Source organism: Pseudomonas sp. FG1 (assembly GCF_034313875.1).
Taxonomy (GTDB): Bacteria; Pseudomonadota; Gammaproteobacteria; order Pseudomonadales; family Pseudomonadaceae; genus Aquipseudomonas; species Aquipseudomonas veronii.
This window is the reverse complement of record NZ_JAVIWP010000001.1, coordinates 1,606,370-1,633,287: the sequence shown is the minus strand read 5'-3', so window position 1 is coordinate 1,633,287 and position 26,918 is coordinate 1,606,370. Positions and strand designations below refer to the sequence as shown.

Genomic DNA, 26,918 nt, shown 5'->3' with positions numbered 1-26,918 from the left:
CATCTACATGACTGATCCACCGCAATCGGGGGCAAGCCCCCTCCCACATTTGGATCTGCACAAGGTTTGGCGACCATGCACCGCTTCAATGCACCATGAACCGGCATCGGGCACGGCGCCAACACCTCAAACCTTCGCACCGCCGCCTGAAATCAGACAACCGAAAACGCAAAAGCCCCGTATTCCGGGGCTTTTCGCTGTCTGGAGCGTTTTTTTCGAGCAACTTGGCCAGTGTGGCACGCGCCCTGCAATAACCCTGATACAACCCAGTTTCGGGGACCTTGGTACAGGCAGGCCGAGAATCCCCTCTTTACACCCGGGGTGCTTGATGCGAACCGCGTCGCGCTCCACACCGCTTTCGGGAACCTCGGTACAGGCAGGCCGGGGATTCCCTCTTTAACACGAAGCCGGATGGCTTCATCCCGTTTTGGGAGCCCTGGTACAGGCAGGCCGGGAACTCCCTCTTTTATTGCTCTTGGAGATGGATCTCCAGCCGCCAGCGGCCTTCAGCTTCCTCTCCCGACCATTCCCCACGCAACGGCCGCGCCGCCACCAGGTTGAGCAACAGGCCGCCATCGGTCTTGCGCACGCGCCAGTTCACATCCTTGTCATTGACCTTGAGCTGCCCGCTGGCGGCCTTGCCCTGCGCGTCGAACAACAGCGCCACGGTGCCGTCGATATGCTCGCCATGCAGCTTGGGTTCGCTGTTGAACCACACCACCACACCGTCGGCTGCTGGCGTCACCTGCAGCAATTCGACCGGGTCCGGGGCGGTCAGGCGCCCGATCATCAGGCCCACCATCAAGCCGACAATCGCCAAAGAGCCCAAAACCCTTGGCAATAGCTTCGGCCTGGGGTCTTCTTCGAGGGTAGAATGCAGCGCATCTTTGCCTTCGGAGCCGTGCATGTTTCACGTCATCCTTTTTCAACCAGAAATTCCGCCGAATACCGGCAACGTTATCAGGCTGTGCGCCAACAGTGGCTGCCACCTGCATTTGATCGAGCCGCTGGGCTTCGACATGGACGACAAGCGCCTGCGCCGCGCCGGGCTGGACTACCACGAGTATGCCACCTTGCAACGCCACGCTGACCTCGCCAGCTGCCTGGAAAGCCTCGGCCACCCTCGGTTGTTCGCGTTCACCACCAAGGGCTCGCGGCCGTTCCATGACGCCAGCTTCGCCGACGGCGACGCCTTCCTGTTCGGCCCGGAAAGCCGTGGCCTGCCGGCCGAGGTGCTCGACGCCCTGCCCGACGGCCATCGCCTGCGTTTGCCGATGCGCGAAGGTTGCCGCAGCCTGAACTTATCGAACACCGTCGCCGTCGCCGTCTACGAAGGCTGGCGCCAACTCGGCTTCAAGTAACACACATAACAAATGTGGGAGGGGCTTGCCCCCGATAGCAGTGGGTCAGCCAACACCTATTCAGCTGACACACCGCAATCGGGGGCAAGCCCCCTCCCACATTTTTAGCGCATCGACTTATTGAACCGTCGACGAACCTTCCTGTTGCATGCGCTGCAGCTCTTGCGCGTACAGGGCATCGAAGTTCACCGGAGCCAGCATCAGCGCCGGGAACGAGCCACGGGTGACCAGGCTGTCCAGGGTCTCGCGGGCATACGGGAACAGGATGTTCGGGCAGAACGCGCCCAGGGTGTGGCTCATGGACGCTTCGTCCAGGCCCTGGATCAGGAAGATACCGGCCTGTTGCACTTCAGCGATGAAGGCCACTTCTTCGCCGTTCTTGACGGTGACCGAGAGGGTCAGCACGACTTCGTGGAAGTCGCCTTCCAAGGCTTTTTGACGGGTGTTCAGGTCCAGCCCGACGCTTGGGGTCCACTCCTGACGGAAGATGGCCGGGCTTTTCGGCGCTTCGAACGACAGGTCACGCACATAGATGCGCTGCAGCGAAAACTGTGGGCCTTGGGCTTCTGCTGCTTCGGTGTTCTGTTGGTCAGTCATCGCAGATCCTTCTTGATCTTGGGTCTTTTAGGGTTTAGGAGTCAGACGTGAAGCAGCGCGTCCAGTTTACCGGCGCGCTCAAGGGCAAACAGGTCATCGCATCCACCGATGTGCTTGGCGCCGATCCAGATCTGCGGCACGGACGTGCGTCCCGCCTTCTGGGCCATTTCGGCGCGCACCTGGGGTTTGCCGTCGACCTTGATCTCTTCGAAGGCAACCCCCTTCTTCTCCAGCAAGGCCTTGGCCCGCATGCAGTAAGGGCACCAATCGCTGGAATACACGACAACCTGGCTCATATCACTTCACCAGCGGCAGGTTATCGGCGCGCCAGCTGCTGATACCACCAGACAGTTTGGCGGCGGTGAAGCCGGTCTTGAGCATTTCGCGGGCGTGGGTGCCGGAGTGCTGGCCTTGAGCGTCGACCAGGATGATGGTCTTGGCCTTGTGCTTCTCCAGCTCGGCCAGGCGCGCGATCAGCTTGTCCTGGGGAATGTTCAGGGCGCCAACGATATGACCGGCGGCAAAATCCTTGGCCGGACGGATATCCACGACAACGGCCTCATCCTTGTTGACCAGCGCGGTCAGCTCCGACGTGCTCAGGCTGCGGCCACCGCGGCTCATTTCATGAGCGATCAGCAGCGCCAGCAGGATGACGAAGGCACCCGCGAGCAGGTAGTGGGCAGTGGCAAATGCAATCAGGTGATCAACCATCAAGGAGGTTCCAGGGCGTTAAAATGGCGGTAAGTATACACAGCCGTCAGGGGGGGCCAACCCCCGTAAAGCGGTGACGTGGTCGGAACTTCGCTTTAAACTGCCACTCCCTTTTCAATCCCCTTCATCAATTACCGCCGCGAGAGGATCTATGACTACGACGCCTAAACCTTTGGTCCTGATAATTCTCGATGGCTTCGGACACAGTGAAAGCCACCACGACAACGCCGTGTACTCGGCCAACAAGCCGGTGCTGGACCGTCTGACCGCCACTTTGCCCAACGGGCTGATCTCCGGTTCGGGCATGGATGTGGGCCTGCCGGACGGCCAAATGGGCAACTCGGAAGTCGGCCACATGAACCTCGGCGCCGGACGAGTGGTCTATCAGGACTTCACCCGCGTGACCAAAGCGATCCGCGACGGCGAGTTCTTCGAGAACCCGACCATCTGCGCGGCCGTCGATAAAGCCGTCGCCGCCGGCAAGGCCGTGCATTTCATGGGACTGCTGTCCGACGGCGGCGTACACAGCCACCAGGACCACCTCGTGGCCATGGCCGAACTGGCCTTCAAGCGCGGCGCCGACAAGATCTACCTGCACGCCTTCCTCGACGGCCGCGATACGCCGCCGAAAAGCGCGCAATCGTCGATCGAACTGCTGGACGCCACCTTCGCCGCCCTCGGCAAGGGCCGCATCGCCAGCCTGGTCGGTCGCTATTTCGCGATGGACCGCGACAACCGCTGGGACCGCGTGTCCCAGGCCTACAACCTGATCGTCGACGGCCAGGCCGAATTCAACGCCGCCACCGCCCAGGAAGGCCTGGAAGCCGCCTACGCGCGCGGCGAGAGCGATGAGTTCGTCAAGGCCACCACCATCGGCGAGCCGGTGAAAGTGGAAGACGGCGACGCCGTGGTGTTCATGAACTTCCGCGCCGACCGTGCTCGCGAGCTGAGCCATGTGTTCGTCGACCCGGGTTTCAAGAACTTCGAACGCGCGCGCCAGCCGAAAATCGAGTTCGTGATGCTCACCCAATACGCCGCCAACATCCCGGCCCCGTCGGCTTTTGCCCCCGGCAGCCTGGAAAACGTGTTGGGCGACTACCTGGCGAAAAACGGCAAGACCCAACTGCGCATCGCCGAAACCGAGAAGTATGCCCACGTGACCTTCTTCTTCTCCGGCGGCCGCGAAGAACCGTTCCCGGGCGAAGAGCGCATCCTGATCCCGTCGCCGAAAGTCGCGACCTACGACCTGCAACCGGAAATGAGCGCACCGCAAGTCACCGACAAGATCGTCGACGCCATCGAACACCAGCGTTATGACGTGATCGTGGTCAACTACGCCAACGGCGACATGGTCGGCCACAGCGGCAACCTGGCCGCCGCGATCAAGGCCGTGGAATGCCTGGACCTGTGCGTGGGCCGCATCGTCGACGCCCTGGAAAAAGTCGGCGGCGAAGCGCTGATCACCGCCGACCATGGCAACTGCGAGCAAATGTCCGACGAGTCCACCGGGCAAGCCCACACCGCCCACACCACCGAGCCGGTGCCGTTCATCTACGTCGGCAAGCGCGACCTGAAAGTGCGCAAAGGCGGCGTGCTGGCCGATGTGGCGCCGACCATGCTGATGTTGATGGGGCTGGAAAAGCCCAAAGAGATGACCGGCACTTCGATCCTGGTCTGATCTAAACCACATGTGGGAGGGGGCTTGCCCCCGATAGCAGTGGATCAGCCAACACCTATTCAGCTGACACACCGCAATCGGGGGCAAGCCCCTCCCACATTGGACTCGCGGTGTTGGGTAGATGTCTTTTCGCCATACCACTGCCGCTCGGCACCTATCTTGCCCAGAAGCCCGAATTGGGCGTTTTTTTTGCAGCGCTTGCCGGGCATACTAGGCCGTCCCTTTCCCTGGTGTCGCCCGCCTCTATGCTTCGCGCCTTGATTACCCTCGCTCTCGTCTGCCTGCTCCAACCGGCATTTGCCGATGAGCGCGCGCAAACCCAACAACAGTTGGACGCTACGCGTCAGGACATCACCGAGCTGAAAAAACTGCTCGGCAAGCTCCAGGAAGAGAAATCCGGGGTGCAGAAAGACCTGCGCGGCACGGAAACCGAGATGGGCAAGCTGGAGAAGCAGGTCCAGGAGCTACAAAAAGAATTAAAGAAGAGCGAGTCGGAACTGGAGCGACTCGACGCTGAGAAAAAAAAACTCCAGAGCGCCCGCGTTGAACAGCAACGCCTGATCGCGATCCAGGCCCGCGCCGCCTACCAGAGTGGCCGCCAGGAGTACCTCAAGCTGCTGCTCAACCAGCAGAACCCGGAAAAGTTCGCGCGCACCCTGACCTACTATGATTACCTGAGCAAGGCACGCCTTGCCCAATTGAAGGGCTTCAACGAGACCCTGCGCCAACTGGCCAACGTCGAACAGGAAATCGCCGACCAGCAATCGCAACTGCTCGACCAGAAAAGCAGCCTCGACAGCCAGCGCGACCAGCTCGACAAGGTGCGCAAGGAACGCCAGTTGGCCCTGGCCAAGCTCAATGACGACGTAAAGGCCCGCGACGCCAAGCTGCAAGCCCGCGAGCAGGACCAGGCCGACCTGGCCAAAGTATTGAAAACCATCGAAGAAACCCTGGCCCGCCAGGCACGCGAGGCCGAGGAAGCGCGACAGAAAGCGCTGATCGCCCAGCAGGAAGCGGAAAAAAAGCGCCAGCGTGAGGCCGAACTGGCAGCCACTACCGACGCTCCGGCCCCACGTAAACCGGCGCATGCAGCGCCCGGGCCGCTGGTTTCCAGCGCGGGCGAATCCTTCGGCGGGCCTTTTGCTTCCGCGCGCGGCAAACTTCCGTGGCCGGTTGATGGTCGACTGCTGGCACGCTTTGGGGAAACCCGCGGCGATGACACCCGCGCCAAGTGGGATGGGGTGATGATCAGCGCGGCCGCCGGCAGCCAGGTCCACGCCGTCCACGGCGGTCGCGTGGTGTTTGCCGATTGGCTGCGGGGCGCCGGTTTATTGGTGATTCTCGACCACGGCAATGGCTATTTGAGTCTTTATGGCCACAATCAGACTTTACTCAAGTCGGCAGGTGATGTGGTAAAAGCCGGGGAATCCATCTCCACTGTCGGTAACAGTGGCGGCCAGGACACCCCGGCGCTGTACTTCGCTATTCGTCAGCAGGGCCGCCCGAGCGATCCTGCACAATGGTGCCGCACCCAAGGATAGGGTCGCATCTACATTAGGAGTTCGTTCGACATGCTGTATTTGTCCCGCCTCACTTCGCTGGCCCTGACGATCGCCCTGGTGATCGGCGCGCCTCTGGCTTTCGCCGACCAGGCCGAACCGGCTGCATCCGCCGGCATGGCCGCGACCACCAAGGCGCCGTTGCCGCTGGAGGAGTTGCGCACCTTTGCCGAGGTCATGGACCGGATCAAGGCAGCCTATGTCGAACCCGTGGACGACAAGACCCTGCTGGAAAATGCCATCAAGGGCATGCTCAGCAACCTCGACCCGCACTCCGCCTACCTCGGCCCGGAAGATTTCGCCGAGCTGCAGGAAAGCACCAGCGGTGAGTTCGGTGGCCTGGGCATTGAAGTCGGCGCCGAAGACGGCCAGATCAAAGTGGTCTCGCCGATCGACGACACCCCGGCGTCCAAGGCCGGCATCCAGGCCGGTGACCTGATCGTCAAGATCAACGGCCAGCCGACCCGTGGCCAGACCATGACCGAAGCCGTCGACAAGATGCGCGGCAAGATCGGCCAGAAAATCACCCTGACCCTGGTGCGCGACGGCGGCGCGCCGTTCGACGTGACCCTGGCCCGCGCGACCATCACGGTCAAGAGCGTGAAGAGCCAGTTGCTGGAGTCGGGCTACGGCTACATCCGCATCACCCAGTTCCAGGTCAAGACCGGCGACGAAGTGGCCAAGGCCCTGGCCAAGCTGCGTAAAGACAACGGCAAGAAGCTCAACGGCATCGTGCTCGACCTGCGCAACAACCCCGGTGGCGTGCTGCAGTCGGCGGTGGAAGTGGTCGACCACTTCATCACCAAAGGCCTGATCGTCTACACCAAGGGCCGTATCGCCAACTCCGAACTGCGCTTCTCGGCCACCGGCAACGACCTCAGCGAAAATGTGCCACTGGCCGTGCTGATCAACGGCGGCAGCGCCTCGGCCTCGGAGATCGTCGCCGGCGCCCTGCAAGACCAGAAGCGCGGTGTACTGATGGGCACCACCAGTTTCGGCAAAGGCTCGGTGCAAACCGTGTTGCCGCTGAACAACGAGCGCGCCCTGAAAATCACCACCGCGCTGTACTACACGCCAAACGGCCGCTCGATCCAGGCCCAGGGCATCGTGCCGGACATCGAAGTGCGCAAGGCCAAGATCACCAACGAGGTCGACAGCGAGTACTACAAGGAAGCCGACCTGCAAGGCCACCTCGGCAATGGCAACGGCGGCGCCGACCAGCCGACCGGCAGCAGTGCCAAGGCCAAGCCGATGCCACAGGACGATGACTACCAACTGGCCCAGGCGTTGAGCCTGCTCAAGGGCTTGAGCATCACGCGCAGCCGTTGATATGCGCGTTGCCCTGATCATCGCTGCACTGTGCAGCCTGGCCGGGGTCGCCCACGCGACCCCGGCCAGCGAACCGCACAGAGCCTACCTGACCCTGATCATCGACGACCTGGGGCAAAACCTGCCCCGGGATCGCCGTGTGCTGGCCCTGCCCGGCCCGGTGACCACGGCGATCATGCCCGACACGCCCCACGCCGCCGAATTCGCCCGCGAAGCGCACAAGGCCGGCAAGATCGTGATCCTGCACATGCCCATGGACCCGGCCACCGGCCCGTTCGCCTGGCACCCCGAGTTGCCTATCGAAGAGCTCGGCAAGCGCCTGGACGCTGCGTTCAAGGCCGTGCCCTACACCGCCGGCATCAACAACCACATGGGCAGCCGCATGACTGCCCAGCCCGAAGCCATGGCCTGGCTGATGGGCGAGCTGCAACGGCGCCACAAGTTCTTTGTCGACAGCCGCACCAGCGCGCAGACCGTCGGTGCCGCCGAAGCGCAGAAGATCGGCCTGGCCAGCGTCTCGCGGGATGTGTTCCTCGACGACGAACGCACCGAAGCCGCGATCACCACGCAATTGCAGAGCGCCATCAAACTGGCCCATAAACAGGGCTCAGCGGTGATGATCGGCCATCCGTATCCACAAACCCTGGCGGTGCTCGAACGCGAGCTGCCCAAGCTCAAGGCCCAGGGCGTGGACTGGATTGATATCAAACTGATGATCAGCGTGCGCAGCAATCAGGCGATGGCAGGGCACGGCAAGAACGGCACCTATCGCTACAAATAGCGCGCCATCATCTGGTCGAGCAGGCCTTCCTCGCGCAACTGATCCAACGCTGCCTGCAGCTTGGCCACCGTTTCGTCCGGCACATCCTTGTTCAGCGCCAGGTACAACTGGGCACTGTTGAAGCGAAGGATGGTCTTGAGCCCGGTCACACCGACCTGGCGCGCCAGGTAGCGGCCGGCCGGGTCGCCGGTGGCCCACAGGTCGATCTGGTCATCCAGCAGCTTTTGCGCGTTGTCCTGGTCACGCAGCACCAGCACTGGCTTGAGGCCCTGCTTCTCCAGGGTCTCGGCAATCGCGTCGCCCTTGTACGCGCCGATCTTGTAGCGCCGCGCCTGCGCCAACTCGTCGAGCCGGATCTTGCTGTCGGCCTTGGCCAGCATCACCCAGTCATCCGGGCCGATAGGGCCGACCCATTTGAACAGCGCTTCGCGCTCCGGCAGACGGGCCATCACGAACACACCGTAGCCGGGGTTTTCCAGGGCGAGTTTGTAGATCCGCTCCCAAGGAAAGCGCAGAGTGAGGCTGTAGGAAATGCCAGCACGCTTGAAGGTTTCGCGCATGATGTCCACGGCGATGCCTTCGATATTCTCGTCCTTGGCGAAGTTCTTGCCGTTTTTCGCCATGTTGTAGGGCGGGAAGTTTTCCGTCAGCAACACCAGGGAGGCGTCAGACGATTCTTCGGCTTGGGCCACTCCGATCATGAGCACGGAGGTACTGGCGAGCGCGAGCAACAGGTCTTTGAACATGAAAGTTACCGGAATCCATGGCAAGCGCAGAGAGTGCCGCGCACTTGCCATGGTGTCCAGCAGCGTTTAGCGCACCACGATACCGCGCGCGGCCATGTACGCCTTGGCCTCGGGGACGGTGTATTCGCCGAAGTGGAAAATACTCGCCGCCAGCACGGCGCTGGCGTGGCCTTCGATCACGCCGTCGGCCAGGTGCTGCAGGTTGCCGACGCCGCCGGACGCGATCACCGGAATGCCCAGCGCATCGCTGATGGCACGGGTCACGCCGAGGTCGAAGCCGTTTTTCATGCCATCCTGGTCCATGCTGGTCAGCAGGATTTCACCGGCGCCCAGGCCTTCCATCTTCATCGCCCACTCCACCGCGTCCAGGCCGGTCGGCTTGCGCCCGCCGTGGGTGAAGATCTCCCAGCGCGGCGGCTCGCCGGGGCCGGAGACTTTCTTGGCGTCGATGGCCACCACGATGCACTGCGAGCCGAAGTGCTGTGCGGCTTCGCCGACGAACTCCGGGTTGAACACTGCGGCGGTGTTGATCGAGACTTTGTCCGCGCCGGCATTGAGCAGGTTGCGGATGTCTTGCACGGTGCGAACGCCACCGCCCACGGTCAGCGGGATGAACACCTGGCTGGCCATGCGCTCGACGGTATGCAGCGTGGTGTCACGGCCGTCGACGCTGGCGGTGATGTCGAGAAAGGTAATCTCGTCGGCACCTTGCTCATCGTAGCGACGGGCGATTTCCACCGGGTCGCCGGCGTCACGGATGTTCTCGAACTTGACGCCCTTGACCACGCGACCGTTGTCGACGTCCAGGCAAGGGATGATGCGTTTGGCCAGCGCCATGGTCAGTCCTCAGCCGTTGTAGGCATCGCAGTAAGCCTGGGCTTCGGCGACGTCCAGGGTGCCTTCGTAGATTGCGCGGCCGGTGATCGCGCCGATGATTCCAGGGGCCCGGGCATCCAGCAGCGACTTGATGTCACCCAGGTTGTGGATGCCACCGGACGCGATCACCGGGATCCTGGTCGCCGCCGCCAGCGCAGCGGTGAACGGTACGTTGCAGCCCTGCATCATGCCGTCTTTGGCGATGTCGGTATAAACGATGGCGGACACGCCGTCGGCTTCGAACTGCTTGGCCAGGTCGATCACCTGCACCGTGCTGATTTCAGCCCAGCCGTCGGTGGCGACGAAACCGTCCTTGGCGTCCAGGCCGACGATCACCTTGCCCGGGAACGCGCGGCAGGCTTCGGCGACGAAGGCCGGGTCTTTCACGGCCTTGGTGCCGATGATCACGTAGCTTACGCCGGCCTTGACGTAGTGTTCGATGGTTTCCAGGGAGCGGATACCGCCGCCGATCTGGATCGGCAGGTTCGGGTAGCGCTTAGCGATCGCAGTCACCACTTCGCCATTGACCGGCTGGCCTTCGAAGGCGCCGTTCAGGTCCACCAGATGCAGGCGACGGCAACCACCGTCCACCCATTTGGCAGCCATGCTCACCGGGTCGTCGGAAAACACCGTGGAATCTTCCATGCGGCCCTGGCGCAGACGCACGCAAGCGCCGTCCTTGAGATCGATAGCGGGGATAATCAGCATCTGGCAAACCTTATTCGATATTCAGCAATGCTTGGGAAATCAGGGTTTCTCAAGCGACCACAGGTCGCTTTCGATGCTTTCGAACCGTTCCCTAAGGAGCGTCTGCGTATCGAAAATCGCCCTGTTGTAATAGTGCGGCGCAACTTCAATGGTGAACAACTCAAGGATCTCGGCAACCTCGAACGAGCCCAGCTTGAGCTCGAAACGGTCCTCCATGAAGCGCTTGATCTTGTTGGTAGCCTCACGTTCCTGTTCGGGCGTGAGGTTCAGGATCGGCAGCTTCGGTTTCTTGGCCATCTACCAGCGACCGTCCCACGCAGCGAAGTTCTGCAGCAATTGCAGGCCATGGGTATGGCTCTTCTCCGGGTGGAACTGCACCGCAAAACGCGAACCTTCGGCCAGCGCGGCGGCGAAGTCGACGCCGTAGTGCCCGCCACCCACCACCTGGCGCGGGTTACCGGCGGCGATGTAGTAGCTGTGGACGAAGTAAAAGCGCGCCATGTCCGGGATCTCATGCCACAGCGGGTGATCCACGGTGCGCCGCACTTCGTTCCAGCCCATGTGCGGGACTTTCAGGTGCTCGCCGTCTTCATGCAGGTCCTTGCCGAAGAACTTCACTTCGCCTGGAAACAGGCCGATGCAGTCGACGCCGTCGTTCTCTTCACTGCGCTCGAGCAAGGCTTGCATGCCCACGCAAATGCCGAGGAACGGCCGGTCCTGACTGACCTCGCGCACCAGGCTGTCGAAGCCCAGGCGACGGATTTCGGCCATGCAATCGCGAATCGCGCCAACGCCCGGGAACACCACGCGGTCAGCCTCGCGAATCACCGTGGCATCGCTGGTGATCAGCACCTTGCCAGCCCCTACGTGCTCGAGGGCCTTGGCCACCGAGTGCAGGTTGCCCATGCCGTAATCGATAACCGCGACCGTCTGCATTACAGGACGCCCTTGGTCGATGGCATTTGCCCGGCCATGCGCTCATCCAGCTCCACCGCCATGCGCAGCGCGCGACCGAAGGCCTTGAACACGGTTTCGATCTGGTGGTGGGTGTTGGTGCCGCGCAGGTTGTCGATGTGCAGGCTGACGAGGGCGTGGTTGACGAAACCCTGGAAGAATTCCTGGAACAGGTCGACGTCGAAGCCGCCCACGGTGGCGCGGGTGTAGGGCACGTGCATCTGCAGGCCGGGGCGGCCGGAGAAGTCGATGACCACACGCGACAGCGCCTCATCCAGCGGGACATAGGCGTGGCCGTAGCGACGGATGCCTTTTTTGTCGCCGATGGCCTTGGCGAAAGCCTGGCCGAGGGTGATACCGACATCCTCCACCGTGTGGTGGTCGTCGATATGCAGGTCGCCCTTGCTGACGATATCCAGGTCGATCAGCCCATGACGGGCGATCTGGTCCAGCATGTGCTCAAGAAAAGGTACACCGATATCAAATCGGGCCTTTCCGGTGCCATCCAGGTTGATCGAGGCTTTGATCTGGGTTTCCAGAGTGTCGCGCTCGACGGACGCCTTACGTTCGGCCATCACCAGCTCCGCAAAATCATTGGGCGAAAAAGGCAGCCATTATAGGGGCGCGGGCGCTAAACAGAAACATCGAAGGGGATAAGACTGACGAGTTGAAGCGAGGAAGGTCGACGCTAGACATGTGCATACAAGCGGGCGCTCCAGGATGGTGCGCCCGCCTGCAGTCAACTTAGTGGAACAGTACCGCCGTCTTCTGCAGGGTCACCCACACACCCCACGCCAACGGAATACCCACCACCAACCAGGCCGCGACAGCCAGCGGCTTGCTGCCGGCGGAGGCTTTCCACTCCAGCACGGTGCTCGAATCGGCACCCTTGTCATGGCCCAGCGCCTGTTCGGCGGCCAGTTCGGCGTCGCTCATGAAGTACTTGTCGGCCACCGGGCGCACCAGCAGGTTGCAGATGAAACCCAGCACCAGCAGGCCGGCGAGGATGTACAAGGTGATGTCGTAGGCGGCGGCGCGTTCGACGCCGATGCTCAACTGATATTCACGCAGGTAGTTCACCAACACCGGGCCCAGCACGCCCGCCGCAGCCCAGGCGGTCAGCAGGCGACCATGGATCGCGCCGACCATCTGGGTGCCGAACAGGTCGGCCAGGTAAGCCGGAACCGTCGCAAAACCGCCGCCGTACATCGACAGGATGATGCAGAACGCCGCCACGAACAGCGCCACGTTGCCCAGGTGCCCAAGGTTCGGGATCAGCGCATACAGGGCAAAGCCCAGGGCGAAGAACACGAAGTAGGTGTTTTTACGGCCCAGGTAATCGGAGAACGACGCCCAGAAGAACCGGCCACCGATGTTGAACAGGCTCAACAGCCCGGTAAAGCCCGCCGCGATCGCCGCGATCGAGGCCAGTTGCCCGGCATTCAGTTGGCCGAACGGCACATCCACACCCAGCAACTTGCCGCCGAACACTTCCTGCAGCAGCGGCGAAGCCATGCCGAGGATGCCGATACCGGCCGATACGTTCAGGCACAGCACCAGCCAGACCAGACGGAATTGCGGGGTTTTCCAGGCGACGTTCACGTGAACGTGACGATGGGTGATCATCGCATTGCTGGCTTTTTTCACCGGCGCGGTCCAGCCCTCAGGCTTCCAGCCGGTCGGCGGAACGCGGTAGGACAGCGCGCCACCGATCATGAACACGAAGTAAATCGCCGCCATCACCAGAAAGCTCTGCCACACGCCGACGCTGGTCGGCGAAGCGAAGTGCCCCATCAGCGCTGCCGCCAGGGGAGCCCCCACCATCGCGCCGCCGCCGAAGCCCATGATCGCCATGCCGGTGGCCATGCCGCGCTTGTCCGGGAACCACTTGATCAGGGTCGACACGGGCGAGATATAACCCAGGCCCAGGCCGATACCGCCAATGACCCCGGAGCCGATCCACATCAGCCAGATCTGGTGGGTATAAATCCCCAGCGCCGAAATCAGCAGGCCGCCACACCAGCACAGCGCCGAGACGACGCCCGCCTTGCGTGGCCCGGCATGTTCCAGCCAGCCGCCCCAGATCGCTGCCGAGCAGCCCAGGAAGATGAAGAACAGGGTGTAGATCCAGCCCAGCATGGAGATCGGCCAGTCGCATTGGGACGAAAAACCTGAGCGATAAAGCTCATATCCGGCGCACAGGCCACCGGCGCGCTGATCCCCAGCGCCTTGGACAGCGGCAACCAGAACACCGAGAAGCCGTAGGCCATGCCGATACACAGGTGGATGGCCAGAGCGGCCGGTGGAACCAGCCAGCGGTTGAACCCGGGCTTGGCGATGATGCGCTCCTTGGACAGGAACGCAGGCTGCGCGGCAGCAATACCCGCCGCAGTGCTAGTGCTCATTAGTGTTTCCCCCAGTTATTAGTATGTGTTCGTCAGGCGCTCTCTCCTTCGGCCTTGCACGCAGGGCGTGACCGTTTTGTTGAATAAAGCTCCATTTAAAGCGCGACGTTACGTCGCAGAAGGCGGACGAACGCGCAGAGATTAGCATCAGTGGATGACAGAAAAACCAAAATGCCACTACCTTTCGCGGATTTTTTGTGTTTTTTGACGCCAAAATACCGCCCCCTGCGCTAGATACAATGTAACGATCCGTGAACTGACGCAGGCCATCGGGCGCTATACTCTGCGGCTAAATTTTGAAATCGACATACAAGGACTCGCCCATGAAAGCGTTCGGCAAAATCCTGGGTCTGGTACTTCTCGGGCTGTTGCTGATCATTGTGGCTCTCGGCTTTGCCCTGACCCATCTCTTCGATCCCAACGACTACAAAGACGAGATTCGCCAGATTGCCCGCGACAAGGCCCACATCGAGCTGACGCTCAATGGCGACATCGGCTGGAGCCTGTTCCCCTGGCTGGGCCTGGAACTGCACGAAGCCAGCGTCGCGACCCTGACCAACCCGACCCAGCCGTTCGCCGACCTGCAGATGCTCGGCCTGTCGGTACGCGTGCTACCGCTGCTGCGCCGCGAAGTGCAGATGAGCGATGTGCGCGTCGAAGGCCTGAACCTGCGCCTCAACCGCGACAAGCAAGGCCACGGCAACTGGGAAGACATCGGCAAGAACGCCCCCGAGGCGCCCACCGCTACGCCAACCCCCGTGCAAGCGACGGCACCGGTGACCGAGGTGAAGGCAGAGAAACCGCCGCAGCCCATCCGCCTGGACATCGACAGCCTGACCATCAACAACGCCCGCATCGAATACAACGATGAGGAGACCGGCAAGCAGTTCAGCGCCGAAAGCATCCAGCTGAGTGCAGGCGCCATCCACGAAGGGGCGAGCATTCCGCTGAAGCTCACCGCGTTCCTCGGCAGCAACCAGCCGGTCATGCGCGTCAAGACCGAACTCAACGGCAACCTGCGCATTCAGCGGGCGCTCAAGCGTTATCAGTTCGAAGACATGCGGTTCAGCGGCGAAGCCACCGGCGAGCCGCTGCAAGGCAAAACCGTGACCTTCTCCACCCAGGGCCAACTGCTGGTGGACCTGGCGGCCAACATTGCCGAGTGGACCAACCTGAAACTCTCGGCCAACCAGTTGCGCGCCCTCGGCGAACTGAAGGTCAATGACCTGGACAAGACCCCGCAGCTCAGCGGTGCCCTGTCGATCGCCCAGTTCGACCTGGCCAAGTTCCTCGACAGCATCGGCAACCCGCTGCCACCGATGGCCGAGGGCAGCCTGAGCAAAGTCGAGCTGGTCAGCCGCCTCCAAGGCACGCCGACCCGCCTGGCCCTGGAAGACCTCAACCTGAAACTCGACGGCAGCACCTTCACCGGCCGCGTTGCCGTGGACGATTTCGCCAAGCAATCGCTGCGCGTGCAACTCAAGGGCGACACCTTCAACGCCGACAATTACCTGCCGGCCAAGTCCGAGTCCGCCAAGGGGGCAACCGCCGCACGCCAGGCCGAAGTGCAGAACAGCGAAGCCGGCGCCATGGCCGCCGGTGGCACCACACCGCTGCCGGACGCCCCGACCAAAGGCGCCTGGAGCACCGACAAGCTGCTGCCGCTGACCCGCCTGCGCACGCTGGACGTGGAGGCCGACCTGGCCTTCGGCCAACTGACCCTGAGCAAGCTGCCGATCCAGAACGCCATGCTCAAGGCCAGCGGCCTCGACGGCCAGCTCAAGCTCGACAGCCTGAGCGGCGGCCTCTACAACGGCAGCTTCCAGGCCAATGGCAGCCTCGATGTGCGCCAGGACATTCCAGTGCTGGCCCTGCAAAGCCACATCAAGCAAGTGCCGGTCGAGCGCATCCTGCAAGCCCAGGGGCAGACGCCGCCGGTCAAGGGCCAGATCACCCTCGACAGCAACCTCAGCGGCCGCGGCAACAGCCAAAAGGCACTGATCGACAGCCTCAACGGCAACGCCAGCTTCGTGATCAACAACGGCGTGCTGCTCAACGCCAACCTTGAACAGCAACTGTGTACCGGCATCGCCCTGCTCAACCGCAAGACCTTGAGCAGCGAACCACGGGCCAAGGACACCCCGTTCCAGGAACTCAGGGGCAACCTGACGTTGCGCAACGGCGTGGCCAACAACCCCGACCTGAAGGTGCGTATCCCCGGCCTTACGGTCAACGGCAACGGCGATATCGACCTGCGCGTGCTGGGCATGGATTATCGCGTCGGCATCATCGTCGAGGGCGATCAACGCGAAGTGCCGGACCCCGCCTGCGAGGTAGGCGCCAACTTCCAGGGCATCGAAGTGCCGCTGCGCTGCCGTGGCCCGCTGGAGCTGGGCGCCAAGGCGTGCCGCCTGGACAAGGACGGCCTCGGCCAGGTCGCCATCAAGGCCGCCGGCAACCGCCTCAACGAGAAGCTGGAAGAGAAGCTCGACAAAGTTAACCCGCAGTTGAAAGACGCGTTGAAAGGCCTGTTCAAACGATGAGAAACGAGCAGTTTTCCGAGGCGGTACTGAACTGGTACGACCGCCACGGTCGCCATGACCTGCCCTGGCAACAGGGCATCACGCCCTACCGGGTGTGGGTTTCGGAGATCATGCTGCAACAGACCCAGGTCAGCACCGTGCTCAATTACTTCGACCGTTTCATGGCCTCCCTGCCAACGGTCGAAGCCCTGGCCGCCGCACCGGAAGACGAGGTGCTGCACCTGTGGACCGGACTCGGCTATTACACCCGGGCGCGCAACCTGCAGAAGACCGCGAAGATTGTCGTGGCCGAGTACGGCGGCGAGTTTCCCCGCGACGTGGAAAAGCTCACCGAACTGCCTGGCATCGGCCTATCCACCGCCGGCGCGATCGCCAGCCTGAGCATGGGCCTGCGCGCGCCGATCCTCGATGGCAACGTCAAACGCGTGCTGGCACGCTTTACCGCGCAGGAGGGCTACCCCGGCGAACCCAAAGTGGCCAAACAGCTCTGGGCCACCGCAGAGCGCTTCACGCCCCGTGATCGCGTCAACGCCTACACCCAGGCAATGATGGACATGGGCGCCACCCTGTGTACCCGCAGCAAGCCCAGTTGCCTGTTATGCCCGCTGGAAAAAGGCTGCGAAGCCCACATGCTCGGCCTGGAGACGCGCTACCCGATCCCCAAGCCGCGCAAGAGCATCCCCCAGAAGCGCACGCTGATGCCCATGCTGGCCAATGGCGACGGCGCGATCCTGCTTTACCGTCGCCCGTCCACGGGCCTGTGGGGCGGTTTGTGGAGCCTGCCGGAGCTGGACGACCTGCAAGACCTCGAACACCTCGCCCACCAGCACGCGCTGGAGCTGGGCAAACAACAGGAACTGCCGGGGCTGATCCACACCTTCAGCCACTTCCAGTTGGCCATCGAACCCTGGCTGGTCCAGGTCGAGGAATCCGCCCATCACGTGGCCGAGGCCGACTGGCTCTGGTATAACCTCGCCACCCCGCCGCGCCTGGGCCTTGCCGCCCCGGTGAAAAAACTGCTGAAGCGCGCGGCCGACGTATTGAACGCAGGAGTTTCGTCATGACCCGCACCATCATCTGCCGCAAGTACCACGAAGAACTGCCCGCCCTGGAGCGCGCCCCGTTCCCGGGTGCCAAGGGCCAGGACATTTTCGATCACGTCTCCGCCAAGGCCTGGGCCGACTGGCAGAAACACCAGACCCTGCTGATCAACGAAAAACGCCTGAACATGATGAACGCCGAAGACCGCAAATACCTGCAAGGCGAGATGGACAAGTTCTTTTCCGGCGAGGATTACGCCAAGGCCGAAGGCTACGTGCCGCCTGCTCAATAATTGAGCAAAAACCGGGGTCGGCACGTAAGCGACGGTAATAATTAAATATTTTTTGAAAACTTGCTTGACGACCCCCTGAAAAACCCGTTTAATGCGCCCCGTTGCCCAGATAGCTCAGTCGGTAGAGCAGGGGATTGAAAATCCCCGTGTCGGCGGTTCGATTCCGTCTCTGGGCACCACTATTAAGTTTCAGGTGGTGCAACGATCATCTGAAACACCCAAAAAACCCGCCTAGTGCGGGTTTTTTGTTGCCTTCGATTTACCCATCCCGAACCGGGGTGGCTCACCGTCACCCCAGTACGCAATACCCGCCTCGCGCCGCCTACTTGAGCAAGAACACCAACAACGGATTGTCGTTCAGTCGCCCATTGAACATCGGCGCCAGGTGTTCCACCGGTGTGCCCTTCAACTGCTCGGTTTCCTTGCGCGCCACGATCACCCAGGACGGCCGTGGCAGCGAGTCCAACTGATCGAGCTGGTTACGCCCGATGAACAGCGGTTGCTCGTCGTGATCCAGGTTCATCATGTAGCGCACGGCCCAAGTGTCCCGCGCAAGGCCGACAAACACCAACGGTCCAGGCTCTTGTGCGCGAAGCGCTTCCACCTGACTGACAAATTGCCGGGTGTCGAACTGCAGGTCCTTGGCCGGCTCTACCACGGTCACCAGCAACAACCACTGCGCCGCCAGTGCGATCGCGCTGAGCCACACCAAACGCCCGGCGCGACGCCAGGCGATCAATGCTGCCCCCTGCAGGATCACCAGCACGCCGATCAGCAACGGCAACGAAACGTCCGGCCAGTAACCGTGCTTCTGCCACCCATGCCGACACACGAAGACTACAACCACGCACAACGCCGGCAGCGCCGCGACGAGCCATGTGTAACAGCGACGCACCCCGACGAACCAGTTCTGTGCGTGGAGCAGCCCATAGGCGGCGACAGCGGCAAACATCGGCACCATGGGCAGGATGTAATAAGCGCGCTTGAAGTGCGGCACCGACAGCCCGAGCAGAATCATCAAGCCGCAGGCGCCGAGCCGCACGACCAGTTGCACGTCGTCATTGCCCCAGCGTTCCGGCCAGCGATGACGCAGCGCAACCATGCTCGCCAACGCCATGGGGACCACCGGGAAGTAACGGTACAGACTCAGCTGGAAGTAGAAATAGAACGGCTCGCCGATTTCATCGAGGCGCCCACCAACCTGCATCTTGAACACTTCATCGGCAAAGGCCTGGCCCCCACTGATCCGCGCCAACTGCATCAGCAGCCACCAGCAACACGCCAACAGCAGCAACCCGATAACGCCGTGGATCAGCACTTGCCTGACCCGCTCCCCCGGACGACCCAACGCCCAATACACACAGGCCACCCCACAGACTTCGATCAAGCCCAATGGCCCGCGAATCGCAAAGCCCAGGATAAACAGCGGGAACACCGCCAGTTGCCGCAGCCTCGAGCCAAGGCGTTCGCCACTGTGCAGCAGGTAGAAGCTGCCTACGCACAACAGTGCCACCATCTGATCCAGGCACACCGAGCGCGACTTTTCGAGCAACTGGGTGGTGAGCAAGGTCAGCAGCACCGTCAACAGCGCCCAGGCGCGACTGGAAGGCGCCAGCAAGCGATAGATCAGCGCCACCACTCCGGCAGAGGCCAGCGCGGTGGGCAGGACATTCGCCAGGTGGTTGGGCGCACCGAACAACCGGGCGAATACAAAACTGAAGAACGTCGCCGTACCAGGATAATCCGCGTAGGGCTGGCCGTAGGTAGTGGGGAAAAGACTCGCCCCATGGCGAAACATTTCCTGCATGAACAACGCCCAGCGCCCGTCAAATCCCTGAGGCTGCTGGTCCCAGATCCCCAACGTAAATAACAACAAAGCAATCAGAAAGATGCCCAGAGACTCCAGGCGAAAAGAGTTGCGCTGATCCATCGGTTGTCCTGCCAGGTAGTGAGCGGCGGCTTATGGTGCCCAACACATCCCAAATAGCGCCTGAACAACCCTGAACATTCATGTGCCCGGCCGATCTGCGCGCCACACCAACGTCGGGATCAGGCGAACGTAGATCAACTCGCCAATCAACTCGACCAGGGTTTGCAGGATCACCGCCGTCGCCGCCAACCCGCGCACGCCTTCGGGCAACGCCAGCGCCAGGGGCAACACCACCAGCGAGTTACGCGTCGCCGCGCTGAACGTTACCGCGCGCGCCGTCACCGCCGGCAGCGCGAACAGGCGCGCGGCGAACATCCCCATCAATGGCGCCAACAGCACGAAGCCAACGTAGACCGGAATCACCGGCAGCAACAGGCTGATATCGCGCACCACCGCGGTGATTTGCGAACCGATCACCACAAACAGCACCGCGGCCATCGCCGGCACCGGCAACCAGGCCCAGGCATCGTTCCAGGCGTTGACGACCGAGGATCGCCGCGCCAGCGAGGTGGTGATCACCGCCAGCACCATCGGCACCACGATCAATAACAGGAACGCCTCGACAAACGGCCGCACCTCCACCACCACCGCGGACTGCGCGCCCAACATCAACCCCAGGTACACCGGCAACAACACCAACTGCAGCAACAACAGCAGCGGCGTCGCGGCCAGCATCAAGCGCGAATCGCCCTTGCCGATATGGGTAAACACCACCACGTAGTCGATACACGGCGTCAGCAACACCAGCAACGCCCCCACCAGCAACGCCGGGCGCTCCACCAGGCCACGCGTCAGTAGCCACACCAGCACGGGCACGAGAACGAAATTGGCCAGCAGCAACGCCGCCAGGAACCGCTGGTTGCCCACGCCTTGGCGCAGCTGCAGAAACGGGATTTGCAGGAACATCGCATACATCAGCACCGCGATGGCCGGCGTGACCAGCACGCCGAGGCCATGCGCCAATGACGGCGCGAGCAGACCGAAAGCGGCGGCCAGGAGGACGGTGGCGAAGTAGAGGGGAATCTGGTGGTGTTCGAGGGTGTCGCGGGTCATCAGGACGCTCTCGCTGATTGCAAAGGCGCAAGCCTAAGCATCTACTGGCGTGAGGTCGAGTGGTGTGGCCCGATCACATCCCTGGGATATTCCTGGCGAGTGTGTAACACCATCACTATCTCAACGTGCTCCGTCACCCGATAGACCACCAGGTAGTTTGGATGAACAACCATTTCCCGAGTACCAGACAAGCGACCGTGCTTGAATCCGTATGGCAACGGTCGTAGCTGGCAGCTTGCTCTTCTGTTTCAAACTCCGAAACGATGGGAGAACGTGGAATGCTCATAGAGACCTCCGTAATGGATGCCCGCCAGTCTAATCTGTCCATGGTTGGCTGTCGTTTCTCTCAGATGTGTGGTTTTTTCGGAACAAGCCACTGTGCGCGGGCGTTGTAGGCGTTGTGAGCGCCAGAGATTAGTGAGTCAGCGGAACGAAGTACAAGTGTTGGCAAACTGGCCAACCATTACCAAAAATAAAAAATCGGCACAGGCCCAAAACGATGAATTTGAATGATGCCTCTTCGCTAACGCCTGCAACTCAACCCAGCCAAAACACTTCCTTCAGGGCACCCGCCGCAGACGGCTACCCGCTTGGCGGCTTCACCTGGCGCCACATCCGAAGCGACCCTACACGCCCGGTCGTCATCATCAACGCCGCCACCTCCGTGCGCTGTCGCCACTATTCACGCTTCGCCGACTACCTGTTCGCCAACGGCTTCGATGTCATCACCTACGACTATCGCGGCATCGGCGAGTCCCGCCGTGGCTCGCTGCGAGGCTTCAAGGCCTCATGGTCGGATTGGGGCCGCCTGGATTTCGAGGCGATATTGCAGCGGGCGCAGCGCGAGTTCCCGGGGCAGCCGATCGACGTGGTCGGTCACAGCTTCGGCGGCTGTGCAGCGGGGCTCGGGGCGTCCGGCGCAGTGATCCGGCGCCTGGTGACAGTGGGCGCGCAATTCGCCTACTGGCGCGATTACGCAGCGAGCGGGCGCTGGCGCATGGTTGGCAAGTGGCATGTGGTGATGCCACTGGTGACGGCGCTGTTCGGCTACTTCCCGGGCAAGCGCCTGGGCTGGCTGGAGGATACGCCGGCCGGCGTGGTACGGGACTGGAGCACGCCGACGCCGAGCTATGAAACACGGCCCAGCGGGCGCGCCTTGGGTGAACTGCCGTTTGCCCGGGTAACGGCGCAGGTGCTGGCGATCAGCATCACCGACGATCCCTTCGGCACCGTGCCGGCCATCGAGCGCTTGCTGAGCTACTTCGCCAGCAGCGAACGCACTCACCTGCGCATCGCCCCTGACGATATCGGAGAAACACAGGTCGGACATTTCGCGTTCTTTCGCAGCGAGTATGAGGATCGGCTGTGGCCGATTGCGCTGGCATGGCTGAAGCACGGCGCGCTAACACCCGGCACACCGGGCCGTCGCATGACGGCGCGCGTCTAGAACCCCTTGGGATTTCCCTCAACCTGCGCTTCAATACCCACCCAGATCCTGAACCAAGGACGTGAGCCCATGGCCTCGCCGAACAAGCAGCAAAAACGTGCCCACCGGGCAAAGGCCAAGGCCAAGCAAAACCGTACCCAACGCGCCGTCGCGAGCAAGCCGGATGCATTTGCCGGCGATGACAGCCGCATCGATCTTGAGTCGGTGGATTTGACTGAATTGTTTGTCGAGATGCGTACTGCCGGCGAAATCAGCCAGCAAGCGCTGTGCGCGGCATTCCTGGCGCACCCGCTGTTGGCATTGGTGCTGGAGCAGGAAGGCGAAGAAGAGGCCACCGACTTTATCCTGGCGGCACTGATCGAATATCGGCAGTGGGCTACCGACACCGAGGATGAAGCGGCAGCCCTGGCGTGGGTCGAGTCGCCGCAGTTCCAGGCGGATTACGTCGCCGCATCCCAGGCGCTGGTGATTTCCCAAGACTGACGCAAAACGCAATGTGGGAGGGGCTTGCCCCGATAGCGGTGTATCAGTCAATTAGATGTCGACTGGCACACCGCAATCGGGGGCAAGCCCCCTCCCACATTTGAACTGCGGCGCAATCAAGCACCGCACTCCATCACATCAATTCAGTACTGCAGCGCCTACGCTCTGGGCCTTGCGACGGCTCGAAACGAGCAGCCCCGCCGCCACCACCAGCAAGCTCAAGACCCCGGTCGCGATGATCTCGACCCGATGGGCTTCCTGGAACAGCATGATCCCCAGCGTACCGACGATGAACACCATCACCGCGTAGGTCAGGCCTGGGAACAACCACATTTTGAAAGCGAGCGTCTCGCCCGCCGCAGTACGCTTCTGACGCATGCGCAGTTGCGACACCGCAATCACCAGGTACACCAGCAACGCAATGGCGCCGGAACTGGCGAGCAGGAATTCGAACACCGCCGCCGGTGCCACGTAGTTGGCGAAGACCGCCAGGAACGCTGCGCCGGTGGACAGCATCACCGCCCAGTAAGGCGTGCCGCTTTTGTTGGTGCGCTTGGACACGGCGGGTGCATCACCACGACGGCCCAGGGAAAACAGCATGCGCGAGGCGGTGTACAGCGCCGAGTTGAGGCAGCTGGTCACGGCAACCAAGACCACCAGGTCAACGATCAGCTTGGCATTCGGGATACCCATGCTTTCCAGCACTGTCTGGTAGGAACCTACGGCAGCCAGGGTCGGATCGTTCCAAGGCACCAGGGACACCACGATGAAGATCGACAGCAGGTAGAACAAACCAATCCGCCAGATCACCGAGTTGGTGGCCTTGGTGATCTGCTGGCCCGGGTCCTTCGACTCGGCGGCCGCGATGGTGACAATCTCGGTGCCCATGAACGAGAACATGGTGGTCAGGATGGCCGCCAGCACAGCGCCCATGCCGTTCGGCATGAAGCCCTGGGTGTCGAACAGGTGCGAGACACCGCTGACCTGGCTGGTCGGCAGGAAGCCGAAGATCGCCAGCAGGCCGAGGATCACAAAGCCCACGATCGCGACGACTTTGATCAGCGCGAACCAGAACTCGAACTCACCGTAGTGCTTCACGCTGAACAGGTTGGTCGCCGTCAGCAGCAAGGTGATGATCAGGGTAAACGCCCAGATGGCCACGCCGGGGAACCAGGCATGGAGGATGGTCGCGGCGGCGTTGGCTTCCAATGGAATCACCAGCACCCAGAACCACCAGTACAGCCAGCCGATGGTAAAACCGGCCCAGTGACCGATCGCCCGATCGGCGTAGGTCGAGAACGAACCGGTGTCCGGCGACGCCACGGCCATTTCGGCCAACATCCGCATCACCAAGACCACCAGCGCACCGGCGGCGGCATACGCCAGCAGTACCGCAGGGCCGGCGGCGGCGATCGCGTGGCCGGAGCCGACAAACAAACCGGCACCGATGACGCCGGCAATCGACAACATGGTGACGTGACGCGGTTTGAGCCCCTGTTCGAGGTCATTGGAGCTATGCGTACTACTCATTGACACACCTTTAAACGAGGAATTGCGAAAACGGTCCGCCCGGCGCGTGCCTTTTACGTGAAAAGAAACAAACAGGGCGTTCTTTATTTTTTACGCAATATTTGCGCCAAAATGTTACAAAACCCCGATTGACGCGGGCTGTAGGACGATCCAGCAGCCCTCGCAAGTCATTGAGAATGCTGGCATTCCGCTACAGCGTTACCGAGCGACTCACTTTTACCCGAACGCGCGCACCACAAATACACACAAAAAGTACGTGACGCCCCATAAAAGGGCCGATGATCACCGTTTGCCCGGTTAACCCTTCCAACACCCGCCCAAAGCTGGCACCATCGCGCCCTTTTTCACGCGAAGCCTGCGGGTTTTTCAGGTTCAAACGGCTGTTCGGTTGTTGATGGCGCGACACGCCGCTGTGTCGATGCGACACCTTGCCGCAGACCACCTGTTAAGCATCCGCCGCGCTGTTGGCTGCCATCCGGACGCTATGCTAGGTTGGCGCCTCGCCAGGAAGGCGACCCAACAGCAGGAACGCAACGAACACAATGAGGACCGCACATGGCTCTGGCCGCGCCCGCGCTTGAAATCCGCAACTTGCATAAACGCTATGGTGAGCTGGAGGTACTCAAAGGTATCTCGCTGACCGCTCGCGACGGCGATGTGATCTCGATCCTGGGTTCCTCCGGTTCCGGCAAGTCCACATTCCTGCGCTGCATCAACCTGCTGGAAAACCCGCACCAGGGCCAGATCCTGGTGGCTGGCGAAGAGCTCAAGCTCAAGGCCGCGAAGAACGGCGAGCTGATAGCCGCCGACGGCAAGCAGATCAACCGCCTGCGCAGCGAAATCGGGTTTGTGTTTCAAAACTTTAACCTGTGGCCACACATGAGCATCCTCGACAACATCATCGAGGCCCCACGCCGTGTGCTCGGCCAGAGCAAGGCCGAAGCCATCGAAGTGGCCGAAGCCCTGCTGGCCAAGGTCGGCATCGGCGACAAGCGTCACGCCTACCCCGCGCAATTGTCCGGCGGCCAGCAGCAGCGGGCGGCCATCGCGCGTACCCTGGCGATGCAGCCGAAAGTCATCCTGTTCGACGAACCCACCTCGGCCCTTGACCCGGAAATGGTCCAGGAAGTACTTAATGTGATCCGCGCGCTGGCCGAAGAAGGCCGCACCATGCTGCTGGTCACCCATGAAATGGGCTTCGCCCGCCAGGTGTCCAGTGAAGTGGTGTTCTTGCACCAAGGCCTGGTCGAAGAGCAAGGATCGCCACAGCAGGTGTTTGAAAACCCGCTTTCGGCGCGCTGCAAACAATTCATGTCCAGCAACCGCTAACGGAGCAACATGCATGCAGAACTATAAAAAATTCCTTCTGGCCGCGGCCGTTTCGATGGCGTTCAGCGCCTCGGCCATGGCAGAAACCCTGAAAATGGGGATCGAAGCGGCCTACCCGCCGTTCAACAATAAAGATGCCAGCGGCAACGTCGTCGGCTTCGACAAAGACATCGGCGACGCCCTGTGCGCCAAGATGAAAGTCGAGAAGTGCGAAGTGTATGTATCGGACTGGGACGGCATCATCCCGGCGCTGAACGCGAAGAAATTCGACTTCCTGGTGTCCTCGCTGTCGATCACCGACGAGCGCAAGCAGGCCGTCGACTTCACCGACCCGTACTACTCCAACAAGCTGCAGTTCATCGCACCTAAAGCCACGGCAGACTTCAAGACCGACGCGGCCTACCTGAAAGGCAAGATCATCGGCGCACAACGCGCGACGTTGGCCGGCACCTACCTGGAAGACAAGCTGCCAGACACCACCAGCAAGCTCTACGACACCCAGGAAAACGCCTACCTCGACCTGACGTCCGGCCGCCTGGACGGCATCCTTGCCGACAAGTACGTGCAGTACGAATGGCTCAAGAGCAAAGACGGTTCCGCCTACGAATTCAAGGGCGACCCGGTGGTCGAGAGCGACAAGATCGGTATCGCCGTGCGCAAAGGCGACCCGCTGCGCGAACGCCTGAACAAAGCCCTGGCAGAGATCAAGGCCGACGGCACCTACAAGAAGATCAACGACAAGTACTTCCCTTTCAGCATCGAATGATCTGAACGGTATGCCCGACGCGCTCCCAGGGGCGCGTCGGCTTTCAGCTTTGCCTGCCGCGATATGAAAACACCATGAATTTCGATCTCTACGGATTCGGCCCGGCGCTCGCCGCCGGCGCGCTGATGACCGTCAAGCTGGCGCTCACGGCCCTGTGCCTGGGGCTGGTACTCGGCCTGGCTGGCGCTTTGGCCAAGACGTCCCCATACAAGCTGCTGCAGTGGCTGGGCGGGACTTACTCGACCCTCGTTCGCGGTATTCCCGAACTGTTGTGGGTGTTGCTGATTTATTTCGGCACGGTCAACCTGATGCGTGCCCTCGGGGAGTTTTTCGGTAACCCCGACCTTTCCCTCAGCGCCTTCGCCGCCGGGGTCATCGCCCTGGGCCTGTGCTTTGGCGCCTACGCCACGGAAGTGTTCCGTGGCGCGATCCTCGCCATTCCCAAGGGCCACCGTGAAGCCGGTGTGGCATTGGGCCTGTCGAAGTTTCGCATCTTCACCCGCTTGATCATGCCGCAGATGTGGCGCATCGCCCTGCCGGGCCTGGGCAACCTGTTCATGATCCTGATGAAAGACACCGCGCTGGTATCGGTGATCGGCCTCGAAGAAATCATGCGCCATGCGCAGATCGGCGTGACCGTGACCAAGCAGCCGTTCACCTTCTTCATGGTGGCGGCGTTCATGTACCTGGGCCTCACCGTGCTGGCCATGACTGGCATGCACTTCCTGGAAAAACGCGCCAGTCGCGGCTTTGCAAGGAGCACCCAATGAACGGCGACTACAGCTGGCTGTCCCATTTC

The 26,918-nt window shown here is 61.9% G+C and carries 26 protein-coding genes, 1 tRNA gene and 2 pseudogenes; 14 read left to right on the top strand and 15 right to left on the bottom strand.

Features of this window, described 5'->3' with window-relative positions; all coding sequences use genetic code 11:
- Positions 1–466: 466 nt before the first annotated feature.
- The gene (locus tag RGV59_RS07575; RefSeq protein ID WP_017849927.1) at positions 467–907 is read right to left on the bottom strand and encodes a hypothetical protein; all 441 of its coding nucleotides are present in this window, start codon (positions 905–907) and stop codon (positions 467–469) included.
- Here RGV59_RS07575 and RGV59_RS07570 point away from each other — a divergent pair.
- Positions 906–1,361 (top strand): tRNA (cytidine(34)-2'-O)-methyltransferase, encoded by a 456-nt coding sequence (locus tag RGV59_RS07570; protein ID WP_017849928.1) that lies wholly within the window; start codon positions 906–908, stop codon positions 1,359–1,361. The genes RGV59_RS07575 and RGV59_RS07570 overlap by 2 nt on opposite strands.
- Positions 1,362–1,478: 117 nt before the next feature.
- On the opposite strand, the gene secB is transcribed toward RGV59_RS07570, so the two are convergent.
- Genes secB through RGV59_RS07555 form a run of 3 tightly spaced genes read right to left on the bottom strand, consistent with a single transcriptional unit; the run spans position 1,479 to position 2,669 of the window.
- Positions 1,479–1,958: a protein-export chaperone SecB gene (gene secB, locus RGV59_RS07565; protein WP_017849929.1), complete on the bottom strand. Its 480-nt coding sequence runs from the start codon at positions 1,956–1,958 to the stop codon at positions 1,479–1,481.
- Between the two features lie 41 nt (positions 1,959–1,999).
- Positions 2,000–2,254, bottom strand: a complete 255-nt coding sequence (grxC, locus tag RGV59_RS07560; protein ID WP_017849930.1) for a glutaredoxin 3 — start codon at positions 2,252–2,254, stop codon at positions 2,000–2,002.
- A gap of 1 nt (position 2,255) precedes the next feature.
- Complete coding sequence (locus RGV59_RS07555; RefSeq protein WP_017849931.1) at positions 2,256–2,669, bottom strand: rhodanese-like domain-containing protein; 414 nt, start codon at positions 2,667–2,669, stop codon at positions 2,256–2,258.
- 151 nt (positions 2,670–2,820) lie between these two features.
- Between RGV59_RS07555 and gpmI the strand changes: the two genes are divergently transcribed.
- From gpmI to RGV59_RS07535, 4 genes are all read left to right on the top strand, one after another.
- Positions 2,821–4,347 (top strand): 2,3-bisphosphoglycerate-independent phosphoglycerate mutase, encoded by a 1,527-nt coding sequence (gene gpmI, locus RGV59_RS07550; protein ID WP_126585337.1) that lies wholly within the window; start codon positions 2,821–2,823, stop codon positions 4,345–4,347.
- A 245-nt stretch (positions 4,348–4,592) separates the two neighbouring features.
- Positions 4,593–5,888, top strand: a complete 1,296-nt coding sequence (locus RGV59_RS07545; RefSeq protein WP_017849933.1) for a murein hydrolase activator EnvC family protein — start codon at positions 4,593–4,595, stop codon at positions 5,886–5,888.
- A gap of 30 nt (positions 5,889–5,918) precedes the next feature.
- Positions 5,919–7,235: a S41 family peptidase gene (locus tag RGV59_RS07540; protein ID WP_046490883.1), complete on the top strand. Its 1,317-nt coding sequence runs from the start codon at positions 5,919–5,921 to the stop codon at positions 7,233–7,235.
- A 1-nt stretch (position 7,236) separates the two neighbouring features.
- Complete coding sequence (locus RGV59_RS07535; RefSeq protein ID WP_126585336.1) at positions 7,237–8,016, top strand: divergent polysaccharide deacetylase family protein; 780 nt, start codon at positions 7,237–7,239, stop codon at positions 8,014–8,016.
- On the opposite strand, the gene RGV59_RS07530 is transcribed toward RGV59_RS07535, so the two are convergent.
- From RGV59_RS07530 to RGV59_RS07500, 7 genes and pseudogenes are all read right to left on the bottom strand, one after another.
- Complete coding sequence (locus tag RGV59_RS07530) at positions 8,007–8,762, bottom strand: substrate-binding periplasmic protein (RefSeq protein ID WP_017849936.1); 756 nt, start codon at positions 8,760–8,762, stop codon at positions 8,007–8,009. The two genes, RGV59_RS07535 and RGV59_RS07530, sit on opposite strands and share 10 nt — an antisense overlap.
- 66 nt (positions 8,763–8,828) lie before the next feature.
- The gene (gene hisF, locus RGV59_RS07525) at positions 8,829–9,599 is read right to left on the bottom strand and encodes an imidazole glycerol phosphate synthase subunit HisF (protein ID WP_010563131.1); all 771 of its coding nucleotides are present in this window, start codon (positions 9,597–9,599) and stop codon (positions 8,829–8,831) included.
- A gap of 9 nt (positions 9,600–9,608) precedes the next feature.
- A complete protein-coding gene (gene hisA, locus RGV59_RS07520) occupies positions 9,609–10,346 on the bottom strand; it encodes a 1-(5-phosphoribosyl)-5-[(5-phosphoribosylamino)methylideneamino]imidazole-4-carboxamide isomerase (RefSeq protein ID WP_017849937.1) in 738 nt (245 codons plus the stop codon).
- 39 nt (positions 10,347–10,385) lie between these two features.
- Complete coding sequence (locus tag RGV59_RS07515) at positions 10,386–10,643, bottom strand: DUF2164 domain-containing protein (RefSeq protein ID WP_017849938.1); 258 nt, start codon at positions 10,641–10,643, stop codon at positions 10,386–10,388.
- Positions 10,644–11,282 carry an imidazole glycerol phosphate synthase subunit HisH gene (hisH, locus tag RGV59_RS07510; RefSeq protein WP_017849939.1) on the bottom strand — a complete coding sequence of 213 codons (639 nt, stop codon included), beginning with the start codon at positions 11,280–11,282 and terminating at the stop codon, positions 10,644–10,646.
- Positions 11,282–11,875, bottom strand: coding sequence for an imidazoleglycerol-phosphate dehydratase HisB (gene hisB, locus RGV59_RS07505; RefSeq protein ID WP_017849940.1), 594 nt, complete (start codon positions 11,873–11,875; stop codon positions 11,282–11,284). The genes hisH and hisB overlap by 1 nt, the downstream gene beginning before the upstream one ends.
- 169 nt (positions 11,876–12,044) lie before the next feature.
- Positions 12,045–13,705: pseudogene (locus tag RGV59_RS07500) on the bottom strand (OFA family MFS transporter).
- Positions 13,706–14,028: 323 nt separating this feature from the next.
- On the opposite strand from RGV59_RS07500, the gene RGV59_RS07495 reads away from it, so the two are divergent.
- The 4 genes from RGV59_RS07495 (at position 14,029) to RGV59_RS07480 (ending at position 17,760) form a co-directional block, all read left to right on the top strand.
- Positions 14,029–16,248: an AsmA family protein gene (locus RGV59_RS07495; protein ID WP_126585335.1), complete on the top strand. Its 2,220-nt coding sequence runs from the start codon at positions 14,029–14,031 to the stop codon at positions 16,246–16,248.
- Positions 16,245–17,312, top strand: coding sequence for an A/G-specific adenine glycosylase (mutY, locus tag RGV59_RS07490; protein ID WP_017849943.1), 1,068 nt, complete (start codon positions 16,245–16,247; stop codon positions 17,310–17,312). The genes RGV59_RS07495 and mutY overlap by 4 nt, the downstream gene beginning before the upstream one ends.
- The gene (locus tag RGV59_RS07485; protein WP_017849944.1) at positions 17,309–17,581 is read left to right on the top strand and encodes an oxidative damage protection protein; all 273 of its coding nucleotides are present in this window, start codon (positions 17,309–17,311) and stop codon (positions 17,579–17,581) included. Before mutY ends, RGV59_RS07485 begins: the two co-directional genes overlap by 4 nt.
- A 103-nt stretch (positions 17,582–17,684) precedes the next feature.
- Positions 17,685–17,760, top strand: a tRNA-Phe gene (locus RGV59_RS07480).
- Positions 17,761–17,903: 143 nt separating this feature from the next.
- Here the strand turns inward: RGV59_RS07480 and RGV59_RS07475 are convergent.
- From RGV59_RS07475 to RGV59_RS07465, 3 genes and pseudogenes are all read right to left on the bottom strand, one after another.
- Positions 17,904–19,511: an ArnT family glycosyltransferase gene (locus RGV59_RS07475; protein WP_126585334.1), complete on the bottom strand. Its 1,608-nt coding sequence runs from the start codon at positions 19,509–19,511 to the stop codon at positions 17,904–17,906.
- A 78-nt stretch (positions 19,512–19,589) separates the two neighbouring features.
- Entirely contained in the window at positions 19,590–20,564 is a 975-nt protein-coding gene (locus RGV59_RS07470; RefSeq protein WP_079442658.1) for an arsenic resistance protein, read from the bottom strand.
- Positions 20,565–20,605: 41 nt separating this feature from the next.
- Positions 20,606–20,779, bottom strand: a pseudogene (locus RGV59_RS07465) (type II toxin-antitoxin system RelE/ParE family toxin); the annotation flags it as partial.
- A 284-nt stretch (positions 20,780–21,063) separates the two neighbouring features.
- Here RGV59_RS07465 and RGV59_RS07460 point away from each other — a divergent pair.
- Positions 21,064–22,011 (top strand): alpha/beta fold hydrolase, encoded by a 948-nt coding sequence (locus RGV59_RS07460; RefSeq protein ID WP_126585333.1) that lies wholly within the window; start codon positions 21,064–21,066, stop codon positions 22,009–22,011.
- Between the two features lie 69 nt (positions 22,012–22,080).
- Complete coding sequence (locus tag RGV59_RS07455) at positions 22,081–22,494, top strand: hypothetical protein (RefSeq protein ID WP_046385011.1); 414 nt, start codon at positions 22,081–22,083, stop codon at positions 22,492–22,494.
- A gap of 138 nt (positions 22,495–22,632) precedes the next feature.
- Here RGV59_RS07455 and gabP read toward each other — a convergent pair whose 3' ends face one another.
- The gene (gabP, locus tag RGV59_RS07450) at positions 22,633–24,024 is read right to left on the bottom strand and encodes a GABA permease (protein ID WP_017849950.1); all 1,392 of its coding nucleotides are present in this window, start codon (positions 24,022–24,024) and stop codon (positions 22,633–22,635) included.
- Positions 24,025–24,579: 555 nt separating this feature from the next.
- Here gabP and RGV59_RS07445 point away from each other — a divergent pair.
- From RGV59_RS07445 to RGV59_RS07435, 3 genes are all read left to right on the top strand, one after another.
- On the top strand, positions 24,580–25,353 hold the full coding sequence (locus RGV59_RS07445) for an ABC transporter ATP-binding protein (RefSeq protein ID WP_017849951.1): 774 nt from the start codon (positions 24,580–24,582) through the stop codon (positions 25,351–25,353).
- Between the two features lie 13 nt (positions 25,354–25,366).
- Positions 25,367–26,119 (top strand): ABC transporter substrate-binding protein, encoded by a 753-nt coding sequence (locus RGV59_RS07440; protein ID WP_017849952.1) that lies wholly within the window; start codon positions 25,367–25,369, stop codon positions 26,117–26,119.
- Between the two features lie 74 nt (positions 26,120–26,193).
- Positions 26,194–26,889 carry an ABC transporter permease gene (locus RGV59_RS07435; protein ID WP_017849953.1) on the top strand — a complete coding sequence of 232 codons (696 nt, stop codon included), beginning with the start codon at positions 26,194–26,196 and terminating at the stop codon, positions 26,887–26,889.
- The last annotated feature ends 29 nt before the right edge of the window (positions 26,890–26,918 follow it).